Source organism: Deltaproteobacteria bacterium (genome assembly GCA_020848745.1).
In the GTDB taxonomy this organism is placed as follows: domain Bacteria; phylum Desulfobacterota; class Binatia; order UTPRO1; family UTPRO1; genus UTPRO1.
On sequence record JADLHM010000028.1, the window covers coordinates 1 to 17930 of the forward strand.

The window sequence follows — 17930 nt, forward strand, 5'->3', positions numbered from 1 at the left end:
GAGCTGCCTCGAGGGCTAGGTCTCCTGGCTCGTCGGCGACCTACTTGCGCCGCCTTCCCACCCGAAGGGGCAGTGGCCTGCGTGCGCGTTCGTTCCGACTCACAGTGGCGGGAGCCGCGCCGGATTCTCACCGGCTTCCCTTGTCAGCCCTTGCGGCGACGGGCTGCTGCTACCAAACGGGGTGCGAGGTCGCAAGCGCGACGGCGCGAGCGGCGCATCCCCCGCGGCGCCGAAGGCCTCCCGGACGCTCGTCCGGAAAACCTCGCGCGGCGCGCCGAATCAGGCTATGGAACCCCTCATGAAGACCGTCGCCAAGCCCACTCGCGCCCCAGAGGGTGCCCGCCGCGCCCTCGCCGAGGTCGCCCCGAAGCATCCCCTCGCCGGCACCACCATGAGCAACGCCGACATGATCGTCCAGGTCCTCGCCGACGAGGGCGTCGACACCATCTTCGGCTACAGCGGAGGCGCCATCCTCCCGACCTACGACGCGATCTTCCGCTACAACGCCAATCACCCGGCCGACGAGGAGATCCGCCTGATCGTCCCCGCGACCGAGCAGGGCGCCGGGTTCATGGCGGCGGGCTACGCGCGCTCGACCGGCAAGGTGGGCGTGTTCATGGTGACCTCGGGTCCAGGCGCCACCAATTCCTTGACCCCGATCCGCGACTGCCAGGCCGACTCGGTCCCGGTGATCCTCATCTGCGGCCAGGTGCCGCGCGCCGCGATGGGCACCGACGCGTTCCAGGAAGCGCCGGTCTTCAACATCATGGCGGCCTGCGCGAAGCACGTCTTCCTCGTCACCGACGAAACCAAGATGGAGGAGACGATGCGGCGCGCCTTCGACATCGCGCGCAGCGGCCGTCCGGGTCCGGTCGTGATCGACGTCCCGAAGGACGTGCAGAACGCGACCGGGGTATTCAAAGGCGCCGGGCTCCTGCCCGTGCGCGGCTACCAGGAGCGCACCGACGCACTCGCCGAGACGCAGATCTCGCCGGCCAACGCCGAGGCGTTCTTCAAGCTGCTCGCGAAGTCCGAGCGTCCCCTCCTCTACTGCGGCGGCGGCGTCGTCAACGGCGAGGCCGCGCCCGAGCTCCGCGCCTTCGCCGAGCGCTTCGGCCTCCCGGTCGTCACGAGCCTCATGGGCATCGGCGCGATCGACACGACGAGCGAGCTCTCGCTCCAGATGCTCGGCATGCACGGCATGGCCTACGCCAACTACGCGGTCGAGGACTCCGACTTCCTCTTCGCGGTCGGCTCGCGCTTCGACGACCGCGTCGCCGGCAAGGTGAAGGAGTTCGCGCCGGGCGCGAAGATCGCGCACCTCGACATCGACGCGTCCGAGATCGGCAAGGTGAAGCACTTCGACTGGGCGCACGTCGCCGACGCGAAGCGCGCGCTGCCGCAGCTGATGCACGCGGGCGCCGGCTTCAAGAAGGACTTCCGGCGCTGGCGCGAGCACGTCGCGCGGCTGAAGCAGGAGCACGCCCTCGCGTACGACACCGAGTCGCCGGCGATCCAGACCGAGTACGTGCTCCAGCAACTGAACGAGATCACCAAGGGCGAAGCGATCGTCTCGACCGGCGTCGGCCAGCACCAGATGTGGGCGGCGCAGTACATCGACTTCAAGCACCCCCGCACGTTTCTCACCTCGGGCAGCATGGGCACCATGGGCTTCGGCCTCCCGGCGGCGATCGGGGCGCAGATCGCCAACCCGGACCGGCTCGTCATCGACGTCGACGGCGACGGCTCGATCCGCATGAACCTCGGCGACCTCGAGACGCTCACGACCTACGACATCCCCGTGAAGGTGCTGCTGCTCAACAACCTCGGCGACGGCATGGTCCGCCAGTGGCAGGACCTCTTCTACACGAGCCGCTACGCGGGGACGGACAAGAGCCTCCACAAGAAGGACTTCATCAAGGCGGCCGAAGCCGACGGCTTCCCGTTCGCGCGCCGCGTCTCCGAGAAAAAAGACGTGCGGGCGGCGCTCGAGGCGTTCTGCAGCGCCAAGGGCCCCGCCTTCCTCGAGGTCATGACCGATCCGCAAGGGCACGTGTACCCGATGGTCGGGCCGGGGATGGGATACCGGGAGATGATCACGGGCAAGTGGATCCCGAGCCGGGCGCACCCCACGGACGAACCCGAGGGCGGGGGGAAGCCGACCGGCTACTTCTGATCGCGCCCTCCGGCTGCTAATGCTGCGGGGGTCGGTAGTCCGGGGGGGTGTGGAGCAGCCAGCGGAAGCGCCCCCGTCTCGCTCGGCGGGCCGCATCGCGTCTCGGTCTGGTGGATGACGATCGTTCGTCAACGCGGTCGCCCGATGGCCAGGCAAGACTACGGGAGCTCATCCACGATCACCCGCGGGTACAGCGGGGAATCGTCGTCTACCTACCCTCCGCCGTCGTCTTCGTCGACGTTCTCGTCGTCGCTTGCAAGCTCGTGCGCGTCCTCGGTCGTCTCCATGCGCTCGTGGCTCCCGGCCGCGAGGCGCGCGAACCACCCGCCGGACGCGATCAGCTCGGCCGGCGTGCCCTGCGTCACGACCACGCCCGCGTCGAGCACGAGCACTCGGTCGGCGTCCTGCACCATCGAGTAGCGGTGCGCGATCACGAGCGTCGTCGAGCCGCGCCGCATGCCGTCGAGCGCCGCCTTCACGTCGAGCTCGGTCGCGTAGTCGAGATTGGCCGTCGCCTCGTCGAGAATCAGGATGCGCGGGCGCGACACGAACGCACGCGCGATCTGCAGACGCTGCCGTTCGCCAACCGAGAGGCCGACCCCGCCCTCGCCGATCTCGGTCGCGAGGCCCTCGGGGAGACGGCCGAGCGCGGTCGCGAGCCCAGCCGCGTGCGCCGCCGCCGCGACTTCGGCGTCGCTCGCATCGGGCCGTTTGTAGCGGATGTTGTCGGCGAGCGTCCCGCGAAAGACGGCGCCGTCCGCCGAGACGACGCTCACCGCACGCCGGAGGCTCGCGGGGTCCACGTCGCGCAGCGGCTGCCCGTCGATCAAGATGTCGCCCACGGTCGGATCGTACAGGCGCAGGAGGAGATCGACGATGGTCGTCTTGCCCGCGCCCGACGGTCCGACGAGCGCGGTCACCATGCCGGGCTCGAGCACGCCGTCGATGCCGCGTAGCACCTCGCGTCCCGGGACGTACGCGAACCGGACGCCGCGGAACTCGACGCGGCCCGGTCCGTCGAGAAGCGCGCGGCCCTCCGGCTCGAGATCGGGCACGCGTCGGAGCACGAGTGCGCGGCTGAGCGAGACGGCGTGCTCCTGCAGCGTCTTCGCGAGCGTCGTGAGCGAGTCGATCGGGTCGTAGAGCGTATCGAGGTAGGTCACGAACATGACGACGTCGCCCGGCGTCAATTGATGCGCCAACACCCGCGTCCCGCCGTAGGCGAGAACGAGCGCCTGGCCGAGCCGCTGGATCGCCGACTGCAGGAAGAGATAGCGGTTCGCGAGCCGGTTGCGCTCGAGGTAGGTCGCGTAGGCGGCATTCGACGCCTCGGAGAACCGCGCCACCTCGCGCGCCTCGGCTCCGCTCAGCTTCACCGTCTTCACCGCGCCGAGCGCATCCCGCAGGCGCGACGATACGTCTTCCCAGAGACCGTAATAGCGCGGCAGGTTGGTCTCGAGGTCGGCCGTCGCCCGGCGCGCGATCAGGAGATAGGCGGGAACCGTCAGCAGGGCGACGAACGTGAGCTGCGCGCTCTGCGTGAACATGATCGCGAACGCGCCGAGCACGCGAAACGCTTCGGGCAAGATGTCCTTCGCGAAGGCCGTGACGATCGGCGTCACCTCGTCCGACTGGTCGATCTGCTTCGCGAGCGCGCCGCTCGCGTGACGAGCGAAGAACCCGAGTCGGAGATGCAGCACGCGCGCGAACGTCGAGCGGATGAAGTCCGCTTCGATGCGACTCGCCGCGGTCGCCGCGATGTTGTCGGCGAAGACCTCGAGGAGCTGCGCGGCGAGCCCGGTCACGAACAAGAGCGCCACGGCCCAGAGGAGCGTCGTGAACATCTGCGTCGGCGTACGCGGCGCGACGTGGCCGCGGCGATGCGGCTGGCGCGTCCGCTTCATCTTCTTCGCGTGCGGGGTCGCTTCGGGGTGAGCGGCTCGCACGGACCGCTGCGACCGCGCCGCTGGCTTGGAGACGACCGCCCCGGTGTCCTCGTCGGCAACCGCGGCGCGTCCGACGAACACGCCGGCGATGTCGTTCACCGCGACGCGATAGATGAGCGGCTCGCAGAGGGTCGCGCCAGCGCCGAGCGCGGCCAGCACCGTGACGGCGACGAAACGGCCCATCTGCGGACGGGAGAGATTCCAGAGCGTCCGCCAGGGCCGCTCGTCCTCGATCGGAGCGACCGACCCGTCATCGGCCGCGGCCGTCACACGCGGCATACGTGCCTGTGCACCTCGGCGGTGAGCGTCTCGATCCGCGCGGTCAGCTCCTGCGTCGCCCGCGTGAGCTTGGTGTTGGCCTCGAGGAGCTCGAGGATCTGCGCGGCCTGCGTCATCGCGAGCTCCTGGCGTTCGAGACTCGCCGCCGCGAGCGCTTCGCGATGCTGCGCGTCGGCATCCGCGTGCGCTTTGTCCCGATCGGCTTGCCGCGTCTGGGCGAGCAGGATCAGAGGTGCCGCGTACGCCGCCTGGGTGCTAAACGCCAGATTCAGCAGGATGAACGGATAGACGTCGAACTGGGTCACGCCGGCCATGTTGACCCCGATCCAGACCGCGACGATCACGGTCTGAGCGATGAGGAACACGGGAGTCCCGAAGAACCGCGCAAAGCCTTCGGCCTTGAGGCCGAACCAGTCGCTCCCGAAGGCCGACGCCAGATGACGATGCGGAAGATGGAAGCGCACGTGATGATCGGTCCGTCGCGAAGCGAGATCGGTGGTGCTCATGGTGTTTCTCCTCTCGTCTTGAGGGGGCGCTGCGGCAAACGGCAATACAGGTCCGACCGCCTGACAACGGGTACTCCGTCAACTCGCCCGTGCGAAAAGCCCGGTAGAGATTCTCATCACCTGAGCGTGAGGCACTCTGCCACCATGTGGTGGTGGCCAGCCGGTTCATCCCATCTATCGCCTCAGAGCGGCAACAGGTCATCGCTCCAGAGCCGGTGCGCGAACGTCCGCGCGGGGAGGATCTCGATGCCGTCGTCCGTCGTGCGGGCACGCGTGTCCAGGCTCACGACCAGGCGGCACCGGGGCCGCTGATCGACGGCGAGCGCGCGCAGTCCGCGAAGATGGTCCGCGTGAACCTTGCGGGTCGCCTTTGCCTCGATCGCGACCCGCGCGTCGTCCACCAGGAAGTCGACCTCGATGCCGCTCGCCAGGCGCCAATAGCTGAGCTCGAACGCGAAGCCCCGATACGCGCGGTAGGCAGAGAGCTCGTGGAAGACCCAGTTCTCGAATGCCGAGCCGAAGAGCTCGCTTCCGGGCACCAGCGGCCCTCTGCGTGCCAAATGGTTTACGAGTCCGACGATCGGACGCGGCGGGTAAGCCCGCCGCGTCCGGCCGCGGACGTTTCAGTCGGCCTTGTCCTTGAACTGCCCCGGAGGGCCCGCCGTGTTCTTCGAGGCCGGTGCGCTGTAGACGGCTTCCCAGCAGAGACCGCTCGTCGTGTTGTGCAGCTGCACCGTGACCGGCTGCGTGATGGGGTACGTGGGGTCGTCGAGCGGCGTCCCCTTCGCTTTCAGCTGGATGCTCGCCTTGCCTGCCGCAAGGCCTTCCTTGAGCTTCAGCTGCTCGACACCGTCGGGCGTGAGGTCCTTGTCCTTGTAGTCGAAGCCTTTGGGCTTGTCCTTCCAGCACGGCTTCGGATTCGACGTCCCGCACAGACCTCCCGCCGGGATAAGCGCGTCGACGATCACGGTGGGCGTCCCGTCGTAGATGCAGAGTTGGTAGCTCGTGGTCGTAACGGGGCTCCCGAAGTCGGCCTTGGTGGTGATGGAGCCCTTGCTCCATTTCCATTGCAGCTGATCCTTGGTGTCGGGGCTCTTGTCTTTGAGCGCCAGCTGCGCCTTTTGACCGACCGACGGAGTTCGGCAACCGGCAACCGGCAAGGCGGCGCACGTAGGAGTCGAAGTGACGGTCGGCGTCGCCGTCGGCCCCCCCGGCGTGGAGGTGGCGGAGGCCGTCGGCGTCGCGGTGGCGGAGACGGTCGGTGTCGTGGTCGGCGTCGGTGTCGCGGTCGGCGTCGGAGTGGACGGCGGCGCGAAGGCCGGCCCGACATCGAGTGCGTCGAGGTTGTCGTCGATGGCGCCGAACGGGTTGGCGATGCAGCCGAGCGCGGTGCCGCTCCAGAGCTCCATGTTGACGGCCGGCACCATGACGCAGGCAGCCCCGGGAGCCCCGAGCATGGTGCCTTCGGTCAGGATGTCGCCCGGACCGATGGGGAAACCGAAGAGCGGACCTGGACACGGATTCGGCGCCCCGACGATCGCGGAGGCGGCCGTCACCGAGAAGAGCGCCACGTCGCCCGCGACGGGGGTGAAGACGAGCGGCGCGCCGTCGGCATCGAAGACGATGAGCGCGTCGAGATCGTCGCTCCCCGGTCCCCCGATCATGTCGAGGCCGAGCGCGGGCGGTGCCGCGTAGATGCCGGCAAGGAATCCACCGCCGGTCACCATCACGTCGCTCGGCAAGAAGCCGGCACCGAATGCGGTCGGCGGATCGACCGAGAAATACACGGGAACGATGGGAACACCAGGCGGCGCCGACCAGGCGCCGGCCGCCGGAAAATCGAGGGCGTCGACGTCGTCGCCGGGCGGCGCCGGCTCGACGAGCGGACCGAGCGCGGGCGGCGCCGGAGGCAGCAGAAACGGCGGAGCGGGCATTCCGTTCCCGTCCGAGATCTGGAAATTCGGCATCGCGTAGGGCGCGAGGCCGGGCATCACCGGCGGCGGCGGACAGCCCGGGGCGCCGTAGCAGACGTCGAAGACGTCAGCGGCGGCATCGCTCAGTCCGGCAGCCTCGGAACCGACGTCGGGCGGAAAGAAGCCGGGCACGAGCGGCGTGCATCCGCCCGCATCACCGCTCGCCGCCGCATCGACTCCGATCTTGAGCGCGATCCCGACCGGCAGCGGGCCGGGGGGAAGCGGAAACAAGCCCGAGGAGAAGGCGTCGACGTCGCCCGGAGGTCCGGGCCAGCCGAGCCCGCAACCGGGAGGACCCATTGGTACGATGGAGACCGCACCCGGGCCGAGGATGTCGCCGGCCGGCGAGAATACCGGCCCGCATGCGGCGCCGGGGATCGGCAGGGTCGGTGAGCCGGGGGCCAGCGAGAACGTCTGGGCGCCGGAATCCTGGAACGGGATCAGCAGCATCGCCAGTACGGCGAGCGCCATACGAACGAGGGATCGCATCGCGTCCTCCTTCGACTGCCTGAACGGCGTCAGCAGAGATGGATCGGCGAAAGACGATTCGGCGCTAGCACCGTCGGTTCGCGACCGTCAATGACGAACGAGGGCCTCCGGAGCCGGTTGGGAAGCGAGGTTCGAGCCGCACCGACCGCGGCCGGCGGCCACCTCGGGTTACGAGGCGCTGCCGGGGGTGGCCGTGCTCTGGCCTACCAGCACCTTCCGCACCAAGGAGTGGAGGAATCCGTAGAATGCCGCAGCCCATGCGCCCAACGCCACGTAAATGAAAAAGCGGGGTATGGGCATCAGGAACTTGAGATCCATGGCCTCCGCCATCTCATACGTGGCCGCCGTGTACATGCCGAGCGGGAACACGGCCCCCCAGTAGAGCGGATCATAGGTGAGCGGGAACCGCTTGTAGCCGTGCCGCCAGACCGCGAGGACGAAGAGCATGGGCACCCACCAGGTGCCGGTGACCCAATAGAAGATGGTGAACCCCTTGAGGAAGGGAAGAGTGGAAAGCAGGAAGGGCGCATGGGGGGTGTTGAGGATGAGCAGCGATCCGGCCAGGGTGGAAATGGCCATGGCGCCCATGTTGATCCAATAGGGCGGGGTGAGGTCGTCGGGGCTGAACTTGAAGAAGGTGTAGCGGTAGAAGATCAGGGAGATCATCCAGATGTACAGCATGCCGCCCCAGAGCCACATGGCCAGGCTGAAGAAGTTCAGGATCAGCTTGTGGTCCACGTAATGTACGGATAGCTGGGCGCTCAGCACGGCCAGGCTCTGCGTGGACACCACCGACAGCAGCCAGGCGCCATTGATCCCTTCGGCGAACTCGGGCTTCTCCCCTTTGATGGTGAGGTTGGTGAACACCGTGTACGTGATCACCGTCCAGAGCAGCACGGCCATGACCCACAGGGTCATGGCGACCTGGTAGTTCCTTTCCAGCAGGATGAACTGCGCGCCCAGCACCGCCGTGGCGGTAGGAGCCGTGAAGAAGCCCATGCCGCGCAGGTGGTCGAAGAGGTCCATCGTCACCCGGCTCGGGAAAGCGATCAGCCGGATGATGTTGAGGGCGCAGAGCACGAGGTAGAAGAAGATGTTGGCCGCAAACATGGGATAGGCGATCCTGGAAAACCCCATGAAATGAGCGGCGCTGCTCACCACACCCGTGGCCATCACCATGGCGAAGTAGGCGGGGGACAGATCGCGGACGGCGTCGAACAGGCGCTGCTTCATCAGGCGCGGTCCGATGAGGGCGTCCGGCCCTTGGCGAGCTCGTTACGACGTGGCGGCCGGCCCTGACACACGGTCCATCCTCGTGATGGTGTCGCGCATCCAGATCAACGCGGCCGCGCCCACGACGAAAAGGAGGGCCCAGCAGGTGGTCCAGACGCCGGTGGCATCCAGCAGGTAGCCGAACAGGATGGGGTTGACGAAGCCTCCAAGGCCGCCGAGCACGCCCACGATGCCGCCCACCGTCCCGACGTCATCGGAGTAGTAGGTGGAGATGTGCTTGTACACGGCGCCGCCACCGATGCCCATCATGGCACCGATCAGGAAGACCAGCGCGGAGAAGATCCAACGGTTCGCCTGGAAGTAGATGTGGGTGGTGCCTTTGGCCAGCAGGTCGCCCTTACCCACCCGGTCGCCCACACGCACCTGCGGCTCCTGCCGCACCGACGTGGACGGCATCGGCAGGAACCCTTCCTCGTCGTGATGGATGCCGAAGCGGATGTCCACCTCTTCGGCGGTCATCAAGGCATAGACGACCCGGTCTTGCGGGTCGGCCTCGTTGGCCACCGTGATCTCGCTCACCGAAATCGCCTGCACGATGCCAGATCGGGAGGCCATGATGCCCCTGCCCGGCGTTTGCAGCTCCACACGCGGCGGCAGCAGGAACAGCAAGCCCACCAGGCAAACGCCGAACACCCAGTAAAGCACGACGCGCGCCCCGAACTTGTCCGACAGAACGCCGCCCGCGATGCGCAACAGTCCCGCCGGCAGGTTGAATGCCGTGGTCATCAATCCGGCGGTGACGAGCGAGAGCGAATACACGTTCACGTAGTACGGGATCAGCCATTGGGAGAGCGCCACGAAGCCGCCGAAGACGAAGAAATAGTACAGGCCGAAGCGCCAGACCCTCAGCGTCCTCAGCGGCCGAATGCTCTGACCGAAGGACCTGACCGTCGTGGGAACCTTGTTCCGCGCGAAAAGCAGCAGGGCGACCGCCGTGATCACCAACAGGCCCGCGTACAACTGCGGCAGCTTCCGCCAGCCTTCCAGGGCCGTGTTGCCGTCGGTCAGCCAGCTCAGGATCCGCGGTGCGAACAAGGTGGTGAGCGCGGCCCCCACGTTCCCCGCCGCAAAAATGCCCAATGCCGTGCCCTGCTTCTCCTTGGGGTACCAGAGCACGACGTACGCGACACCCGCCGCAAAGATGCTGCCCGTCAGGCCGAAGGCGAAGCTCAGTCCCAGGAAGGCGCCATAGCTGTCGGCCCAGGACAGGAGATACAAGGGCACCGCGCTCAGCAACAGGATCGCGATCATCACCCACTTGCCGCCGAACTTGTCGGTCAGGATTCCCACCGGCAGGCGCAGCACGGAACCGACCAGCACGGGCACACCGAGCAACCAGCCCGAACGTACCGGGGTCCAGTTGAAGATGCCGTTGTTCGTGAGGTACGTGACCAGCACACCATTGATCATCCACGCGGCAAAGCTGACGGTGAACGCCAGCGTGCTCAGCAGCAGCATGCGGTGGGAAGTATTTCCGGTCGCTTGTTCCATGATCATATGGGTCCCGGTCCAGGAGTGAGCCTGTCTTCACCCCTGGGAAGGCCTGCTCGGCGTTGGGCCAAGAGCGGCATCTGCCAATGGCGCCCGAGCCGCCTCTGGTCCTGATCGGACGACGTCACCCCGCCGGACACTGATCGCAGTCGTCGTATCGCGAGCCGGGGCGGGCGCGCCGGTCCCCACCGTGCGCGCGCCGCTCGCTCAGTGACGCGCGCGCACACTCGCCGGTCAGTTGTTCCTGGGGCGCGCCTTGCTCCACTCGGTCGAGGGGCTGCGGATCGCCCTTCGCTCCCAGTTCCACATGACCTGCTGGTACGGGCGGGCCAGGTAATGCAGGGGCACGACGAGGAAGTGCATGAGCCGCGTGAACGGCACGAGGAAGAGGATCAAGAACGCGCCGAAGATGTGGAGCTTGATCTCCCACGGCAGCGCGTAGACCGCGGTGGTCTCGGGCTGGAACCTGATGAGCGACCACAGGTAGGGCGAGAGGTCCGACGCGAACCACGACGAGCCCCAGCGGAACATGACGGCGACCCAGCACCCGAGGGCGACCTGACCGAGCAGGAGGAGCTCGACGACGTAGTCCATGGCGGTCGTCACCGAGACGACGCGCCGCTCCGTCACGCGGCGATGGAGCAAGAGCAGCAGGCTCATGAGCACGCTGATCCCGAACACGAACGCCGTCACCTCGAGGATGATCAGCCGCAGCGGATTGGCGTTCCACGCGAGCGTCAGCTCTGGAAGCAGAAACGCCGAGAGATGCCCGAAGAACAGAACGAGCATGCCGATGTGGAACGGAACGACGCCCCAGAACAGCTTTCGCCCCTCGAGGAACTGCGAGGAGAGCGACGAGACCTTGAACCCCGCTCGGTAGTAGCGGTACGTGGCGCCGACGATGAAGACGAACGCGGCGATGTAAGGCCAGGCGATGAACACGAAGGCGTTGAGCACGTTCACGGCGTCCTCCCGATGGGGCGATAGCCTTCCCCTCTCGCTTCGATCTCGAGCTCCATCTTGATGGCGCTCAGAAAATCGCGACTCTTTTCAGGCAACGGACTCTCGATGATCTCGAAATCATGGCGTACGCTCTCGAGGAGCGCGCGAAGCGCATGCTGGTACATGGCCACGCGCTCCGACGCTTCGATCAGCGTCTTGTAGTGCTTCTTGTACAGGGCATCACGCGCGACCATCCGCTCCGTCGCGAATTCGCACAGCATCTTCTCGAGGCACGGGTAGACGACCATCGAAACGAGCTCCGTGACGGCGGCGTCGTCCTCCCAGCGCGCGAGGAGGCGGAGGACGTTCGACAGATGGTCGGAGAGCTCGTTGCCGAGCTCGACCTCCACGTCGCGCAGCTCGCGGTTCAAGTTCACGAGCAGCTCTCCGCGCTTGTAGTCGTCGCCGAACGCGACGTAGCCGACGTGGAGCGTGGTGATCGACTGGATCTCGAACGATCGGGTGAACACCTCCTGGAGATCGTCGAGCTCCTCGTCGTTCAGCGAGGTGGTGGTGCCGAGCTGCTCCGCGAAGACCGCGAGCGGCGCTGCGGCCTCCGGGCAGGACGCGGCGAGCATCGCGCGGAGCTCCATGACCCCGAGCGGCAGCTCCGCCGTGGGGTACGCGAACACGTCGGCGAACAGATCGTAGTGCCGACGCTTCACAATCCCCGCTCCGCCGTGTCGGCCTTGAAGCCGAAGCCGATGTTGCCCTTCACGTCGCCGGTGAACTCCATCATCTCGATCGCCTGCTCGCGGTGCGCGGCCGGGATGACGAACCGATCGTTGAACTTCGCGAGAGCGGAGAGGTAGTAGATGTCTTCGGCCTCGGCGGCGGTGAGCCCGGCTTCCTTGAGGGCCTGGTCCGCGCGCTGGTCGGAGATGTCGCCCACGGTGACGCGCCGCCGATGGATGCGGACGGCCATGAGCTTGAGCAGCCGGACCTTGACCGCCTCCGTGTCGCCCGCGGAAAACAGGCTCGCGAGGTACTTCAGCGGCAGGCGCGCGTCCGCGATCGTCCCGAAGAGCTCGGTCGTGCTCGTGTCGTACACCCAGTTGTCGGGCCAGTGCTTCGCGATGTCGTGCATCTTCTCGGATTGCTCCGTGTGATCGACGGTCTTGACCGAGGCCATGACGGGCAGGAGCGGGGGAACGTAGAAGAGCATCGGCAGCGTGCGGAACTCGGGGTGCAGCGGCAGCGCCATGCCCCACTTCTTCACGTACTTGTACGTCGGCGAGTACTGGGCCGCGTCGAGCGTCGAGTCGGCGATGCCGTTGGCCTTCGCCGCCGCGATGACCTTGGGGTCGAACGGGTCGAGGATCATGTCGAGCTGCGCCTGGACCAGATCCTGCTCATTCGCCGACGCCACCGCGTGGATGCGATCGGCGTCGTAGAGCATCACGCCGAGGTAGCGAATGCGCCCGACGCAGGAGTGCATGCACGCCGGCGCGTAGCCGGCTTCGATGCGCGGGTAGCAGAGAATGCATTTCTCCGATTTGCCCGTGCTCCAGTTGTAAAACGTCTTCTTGTAGGGGCACGCCGTGACGCACATGCGCCAGCCGCGGCACACCAACTGGTCGATGAGGACGATCCCGTCCTCGCCGCGCTTGTAGATGGCGCCCGACGGACAGGCGGCGACGCATCCCGGGTTGAGACAGTGGTTGCAGATGCGGGGCAAGTAGAAGAACGCGATGCGCTCGAGCTCGAACATGGCGTCACGCTCGGCCGGCGTGAGCGCCTCCAGGTTCGGATCGTTGCGCGCGTAGTCCGGAGAGCCGCCGAGATCATCGTCCCAGTTCGGCCCCATCTTGATGTCCATCGGCTTGCCGGTGATCATCGAGATGGGCCGCGCGGTCGGCTGATCGTTCCCGGCGCGCGCCTCGATCAGATCGAGATACTTGTACGTGAAGGGCTCGTAGTAGTCGTCGATGACCGGTAGGTGCGGGTTGTAGAAGATGTTCGAGAGCCCCTTCCGCTTGCCCGCGCCCCTGAGCGCGATCCCGTCGCCGTCCTTCTCCCATCCCCCCTGGTAGATCCGCTGATCTTCCCATTTGGTCGGAAACCCCGTGCCGGGCTTGGTCTCGACGTTGTTCCACCACATGTACTCGGCGCCCTTGCGGTCGGTCCAGATGTTCTTGCAGGCGATCGAACAGGTATGACAGCCGATACACTTGTCGAGGTGGAACACCATCGAGATCTGCGAACGCACATCCATCTTCGTTTCTCCTTATTCGCGAACTCTCGCCGGTGAGCTCAGAAGACGACCTTGTTCATGCGTTTCACGATGACGTGCGTGTCGCGCTGCGGAGCGATCGGTCCCCAGTAATTGAAGTGGTAGCTGAACTGCCCATATCCCCCGTTCAGGAAGTTGGGCTTCAGATGCACGCGGGTGAAGCTGTTGTGCCCGCCGGCGCGGCGGTTGCCGCGGACCTGGGACTTCGGGATGCCCACGGTGCGCTCGGGGACGTGATAGACGATGCACACGCCCTTCGGGATGCGCGCGCTCACGGCCGCGCGGGTGCAGTAGACGCCGTGGTCGTTGAAGACCTCGACCCAGTCGTTGTCCTGGATGCCGAGCGCCTCCGCGTCGACCTCGCTGATCCAGCACGGCTCACACCCTCGCGACAGCGTGAGCATGCGGTGGTTTTCCATGTAGGTCGAGTGGATGTGCCACTTCCCGTGCGGCGTGAGGCAGTTCAGGATGCGCGCGTCGCCGCTCTTGAGCGTCTCCTTCAGATCGCCGTACGCTTCGGGCTTGGGCGAGGGCTTGTACGTCGGGAGGTGCTCGCCGTACGCGATGTACATCTCGTGATCGAGATAGAAGTGCTGCCGCCCGGTGAGGGTGCGCCAGGGCACGAGCTTCTCGACGTTGTACGTGAACGCGGAGTACGCACGCCCCTTGGTCATCACGCCCGACCAGAGCGGCGACGTGGTGTAGCGCCGCGGCTGCGCTTGGAGATCCGCGTAGGTGACCCGGAAATCCGCCATCCCCGCGCCGAGGTCGACGAGCGACAGGCTCGTCTTCTTTTCCATGTTCTCGTAGGCGCGGACGTTGAGCTTCCCGTTGGTCAAGGTGGAGAGGTGGAGCACCGCGTTGGCCGCGGACTCGTCCTCGCGGAGCGAAGGCAGGACCTTGCCGTCACGACGCTCCTTGGGGAAGTGGTTCGACGCGATCATCTCGTCGTAAGCGTCGGTGCATTGGTAGTGATTGCCGTGCGCGCCGAGGCCCGCCGTGCGGATGCGCTCGCCGAGTGTGATGAACTTCTCGTACAGCTTCGTGTAGTCGCGCTCCTCGATGACGAGGTTGTGCGTCGTCTTGCCGGGAACCGGCTTGCATTCGCCGACGTACCAGTCCTTCACCGTCGGCTGGGCGATCTCGCCGGCCGAGTCGTGTGAGAGCGGTGTCGCAACGACGTCCTTGTGGGTGCCCGGGAAGTACTTGGCCGCGGCCTCGCTCGTGAACTTCGCGAGGTCACGGAAGATGTTCCAGTCGCTCTTCGACTCCCACACCGGCGGGACCGCCGCCGAGAGCGGATGGATGAACGAGTGCAGGTCCGTCGAGTTGAGATCCGCCTTCTCGTACCAGGAGGCGGCGGGCAACACGATGTCCGAGTAGAGCGCCGACGAGTCCATGCGAAAGTTGAGGTCGACGACGAGGTCCATCTTCCCGATGGGCGCCACGTCGTGCCACTTCACCTCGGTCGGGTGATCCTCGGAGTCCTTGCCGATCGCGTTCGAGTGGGTGCCGAGGTAGTGCTTGAGGCAGTATTCGTGGCCCTTCATGCTCGCCAGGATCGCGTTGCCGCGCCAGATGTACCAAACACGCGGGTGGTTCTCGGGCGCCTCCGGATCGCTGATCGAGTATGTCAGCTTCTTCGACTCGAGTTTCTCGAGGACGTACTTCTTGACCCCATCGGCGTCGGCGGCGCCGGCCTGTGCGGCCTCGTTGCAGAGCTCGAGCGAGCTCTGCGCAAACTGCGGGTAGTAGGGCATCCACCCGAGGCGCACCGCCTTGAAGATCGTGTCGGCCGTGTGCATGCGCGTCCACTCGTTGTCGTGGACGGTGTTGTACCTGGAGAACTGGCCGTCGTAGCGGTACTGGCAGGTGTTGATGTAGTGCCAGAGCGGCGACTGCTGGAGTCGAGACGCGCCGTGGTAGTCCTTGGCGAACGCGATCGCGCCCCACGAGTCCGAGGGCGCGAGCTTCTCCTGGCCGACGTAGTGGTTGAGGCCGCCGCCGTTCTTGCCCACGCAGCCGGTGAGCATGAGCGCCATGGCGCCGGCGCGGTACATCAGGTTCGCGTGGTACCAGTGGTTGATGCCGGCGCCGATGATGATCATGCATTTGCCGCCCGTCTTGGCGGCGGTGTTCGCCCACTCGCGAGCGAACTGGAGGAGCGTCTTCGAGTCGACCCCGGTGAAGAGCTCCTGCCACGCCGGCGTGTAGGCCGCGTCCTTGTCCGCGTAGCTCGTCGGATAGGCGCCGGGCAGGCCGCGGTCGACGCCGTACTGCGCCATGATGAGGTCGTAGACCGTGGCGACGACGATGGTGGAGCCGTCCGCCGCCGTGATCTCCTTGGCCGGGACGCCGCGCGCCACGGTCCTGTCGAGGCCCCACTCGGTGAACTCCGTCTGGACAATCTTGTCGGTCGCGCCGAGGAGCGTGAGCACCGGGTCGTACGGCTTGTCGTCGGCCAGGTTCTCGAACTTCATGTTCCAATTGCCGGGCTTCTCCGCCCAGCGCGCGCCCACGCTGCCCTTCGGCACCACGAACGCGCCGGTCTTGGCGTCGATGTTGACGAAGTTCCACTCCGGGTTCGCGATGTCCTTGTACTCGGGGAGCTCGCCGGCTCGGAGCAGCCGCCCCGGGATGTATGCCCCGCCCTTCTTCTCGAGCTTCACCAGGTACGGGCTGTCCGTGTACTGCTTGACGTAGTCGAGGAAGAACTGCGTCTTGGCGTCGTGGTGGAACTCCTTCAGGATCACGTGCGTCGTCGCCATCCAGAAGGCGCCGTCACCGCCGGCATGGATGGGCACCCACTGGTCGGCGTACTTCGAGACCTGGCTGAAGTCCGGCGCGAAGACGACCGCCTTCGTGCCGTTGGTGCGCGACTCCGCGAAGAAATGACAGTCGGGTGTGCGCGTCATGTTGAGACACGCGCCCATGTCGGCGATCATCTTCGCGTTGTACCAGTCGGCGCTCTCGCAGACGTCGGTCTGCTCGCCCCAGATCTCGGGAAACGCGGTCGGCAGATCGCAGTACCAGTCGTAGAACGACAGGTTCACGCCGCCGAAGAGCTGTAAGAAGCGCCCGCCGGCCGCGTAGCTGAGCATCGACATCGCGGGAATCGGCGAGAATCCGATGACGCGATCGGGCCCGTATTTCTTCGCCGTGTAGATGTTGGCGACGGACATGATCTCCATGCACTCGGCCCACGTCGCACGCCGGAAGCCGCCCTTGCCGCGCGCCTTCTGGTAGGCGGCGCGCTGCTCCTCGTCGGCCTGCAGCGCCTCCCAGGCCTTCATCGGGTCCCCGGTCTCGCGCTTCTTCGCGCGATAGGCGTCGACGAGCGCGCTACGGATGAGCGGGTATTTGATGCGGAGAGGGCTGTAGAGGTACCAGGAATACGAAATGCCGCGCTGGCAGCCGCGGGGCTCGTACGGCGGCAGCGAATCCTCGAGCAAGGGGTAGTCGATCTGCTGGGTTTCCCACGTGACGATCCCGTCCTTCACGTGGATCTGCCAGGAGCAACCGCCGGTACAGTTCACGCCGTGCGTGCTTCGCACGACGCGATCGTGCTGGAAGCGATTGCGGTAGAACTCCTCCCACTTCCGGGTTTCGGGAGCAATGATGTCTTTGATCCAACCCATGGTCTGGCTCCTTAAGAATGGCCTAGATGACTTCGGAGGGAGGCGGGGCGAGGAGGGTCACTTCGACGCCACCTGACGGTCGTAGATGGATTGGTTCACGGAATCGCGCTTCCGTTTGCGCCAGACCATCGAGTAACAACCAGCGAGGAACAGGGCCCCTCCGACGCCGCCGCCGAACAGCTTGATACCCGTGTCACGCGGCATGTGATCCTTCTGCCCCTCGTTCGCCTTCTCGAGGAATCCGACGAGCGCGTTCGTCTCCGCCGGGAGCAGGGGCCGGCCGTCGTACGCCTTCTGCATGACCGGGAACGGCGGGCTGCCGAGGATCGCGCGGACGCCGCCGCCGCCGAGCTTCGTGAACACCGTCGTGAGCTGCGTCGCGAGCACTCCGCCGCTGATGATCGCGTCGTTCGTGACGTCGTGACAGGAGTTGCACGATGGGCCGCCGTTGGCGAGGCGCTCCGTCCCGACGAACAGCCGCTGTCCGAGGACGACCTCCTCGGGCGTCGCCTTCGGGAATTCCGAAGCAGGCGCGGCTGCGGCTGCGGCCGCCCCTCCGTCCGTGTACTCGATGACGCTCTTCACCTCGGCCGCGGTCAGCGTCTGGTCCGGCATCTGGATCTTGTATTCGTCGAGGAGCTTGGCCGCCTCGGGATCGCCCGCTGCGATCATCGCCTGCGACGACTGCACGAACTTGATGATCCATTCCTCGGAGCGCCGCCCGGACACGCCCTTCAAGTCCGGGCCGACGCGCCGACCGCCGCCGACCGTGTGGCACGCGATGCAGCGCGTTTGAAAGATCTGCTCCCCCGACTCGGCCCGGGCCGTTTCAGGCAGAAGCAGGCCAAGCGCCAGCGCGGCGCACATGAGGTTCCTGACGAGATGTTCGATGGGCTTTCGCATG

Annotated in this window: 12 protein-coding genes and 1 riboswitch; of the genes, 1 reads left to right on the forward strand and 11 read right to left on the reverse strand. The window is 66.4% G+C overall.

The genetic code is table 11. From position 1 onward, the window contains the following. Positions 1-17: 17 nt before the first annotated feature. Positions 18-165: riboswitch (cobalamin riboswitch) on the reverse strand. Positions 166-298: 133 nt separating this feature from the next. Next, the gene (gene ilvB / locus IT293_04200) at positions 299-2176 is read left to right on the forward strand and encodes a biosynthetic-type acetolactate synthase large subunit (GenBank protein ID MCC6763845.1); all 1878 of its coding nucleotides are present in this window, start codon (positions 299-301) and stop codon (positions 2174-2176) included. Positions 2177-2388: 212 nt separating this feature from the next. Here ilvB and IT293_04205 read toward each other — a convergent pair whose 3' ends face one another. The 11 genes from IT293_04205 to IT293_04255 form a co-directional block, all read right to left on the reverse strand. Then, a complete protein-coding gene (locus tag IT293_04205; GenBank protein ID MCC6763846.1) occupies positions 2389-4401 on the reverse strand; it encodes an ABC transporter ATP-binding protein in 2013 nt (670 codons plus the stop codon). Beyond that, on the reverse strand, positions 4389-4907 hold the full coding sequence (locus tag IT293_04210) for a DUF1003 domain-containing protein (protein ID MCC6763847.1): 519 nt from the start codon (positions 4905-4907) through the stop codon (positions 4389-4391). Before IT293_04210 ends, IT293_04205 begins: the two co-directional genes overlap by 13 nt. Positions 4908-5089: 182 nt before the next feature. Next, positions 5090-5446, reverse strand: coding sequence for a DUF4143 domain-containing protein (locus tag IT293_04215; GenBank protein MCC6763848.1), 357 nt, complete (start codon positions 5444-5446; stop codon positions 5090-5092). An 84-nt stretch (positions 5447-5530) separates the two neighbouring features. Next, complete coding sequence (locus IT293_04220; GenBank protein MCC6763849.1) at positions 5531-7369, reverse strand: hypothetical protein; 1839 nt, start codon at positions 7367-7369, stop codon at positions 5531-5533. A 168-nt stretch (positions 7370-7537) separates the two neighbouring features. Beyond that, entirely contained in the window at positions 7538-8602 is a 1065-nt protein-coding gene (locus tag IT293_04225; protein MCC6763850.1) for a tellurite resistance/C4-dicarboxylate transporter family protein, read from the reverse strand. Between the two features lie 42 nt (positions 8603-8644). Beyond that, positions 8645-10153, reverse strand: coding sequence for an MFS transporter (locus tag IT293_04230; GenBank protein ID MCC6763851.1), 1509 nt, complete (start codon positions 10151-10153; stop codon positions 8645-8647). 234 nt (positions 10154-10387) lie between these two features. Continuing rightward, a complete protein-coding gene (gene narI, locus IT293_04235; protein ID MCC6763852.1) occupies positions 10388-11116 on the reverse strand; it encodes a respiratory nitrate reductase subunit gamma in 729 nt (242 codons plus the stop codon). Next, positions 11113-11820: a hypothetical protein gene (locus IT293_04240; protein MCC6763853.1), complete on the reverse strand. Its 708-nt coding sequence runs from the start codon at positions 11818-11820 to the stop codon at positions 11113-11115. The genes narI and IT293_04240 overlap by 4 nt, the downstream gene beginning before the upstream one ends. Then, complete coding sequence (gene narH, locus IT293_04245) at positions 11817-13370, reverse strand: nitrate reductase subunit beta (GenBank protein ID MCC6763854.1); 1554 nt, start codon at positions 13368-13370, stop codon at positions 11817-11819. Before narH ends, IT293_04240 begins: the two co-directional genes overlap by 4 nt. Before the next feature lie 38 nt (positions 13371-13408). Then, complete coding sequence (locus IT293_04250; protein MCC6763855.1) at positions 13409-17026, reverse strand: nitrate reductase subunit alpha; 3618 nt, start codon at positions 17024-17026, stop codon at positions 13409-13411. A 57-nt stretch (positions 17027-17083) separates the two neighbouring features. Continuing rightward, positions 17084-17929: a cytochrome c gene (locus IT293_04255; GenBank protein ID MCC6763856.1), complete on the reverse strand. Its 846-nt coding sequence runs from the start codon at positions 17927-17929 to the stop codon at positions 17084-17086. Between the last annotated feature and the right edge of the window lies 1 nt (position 17930).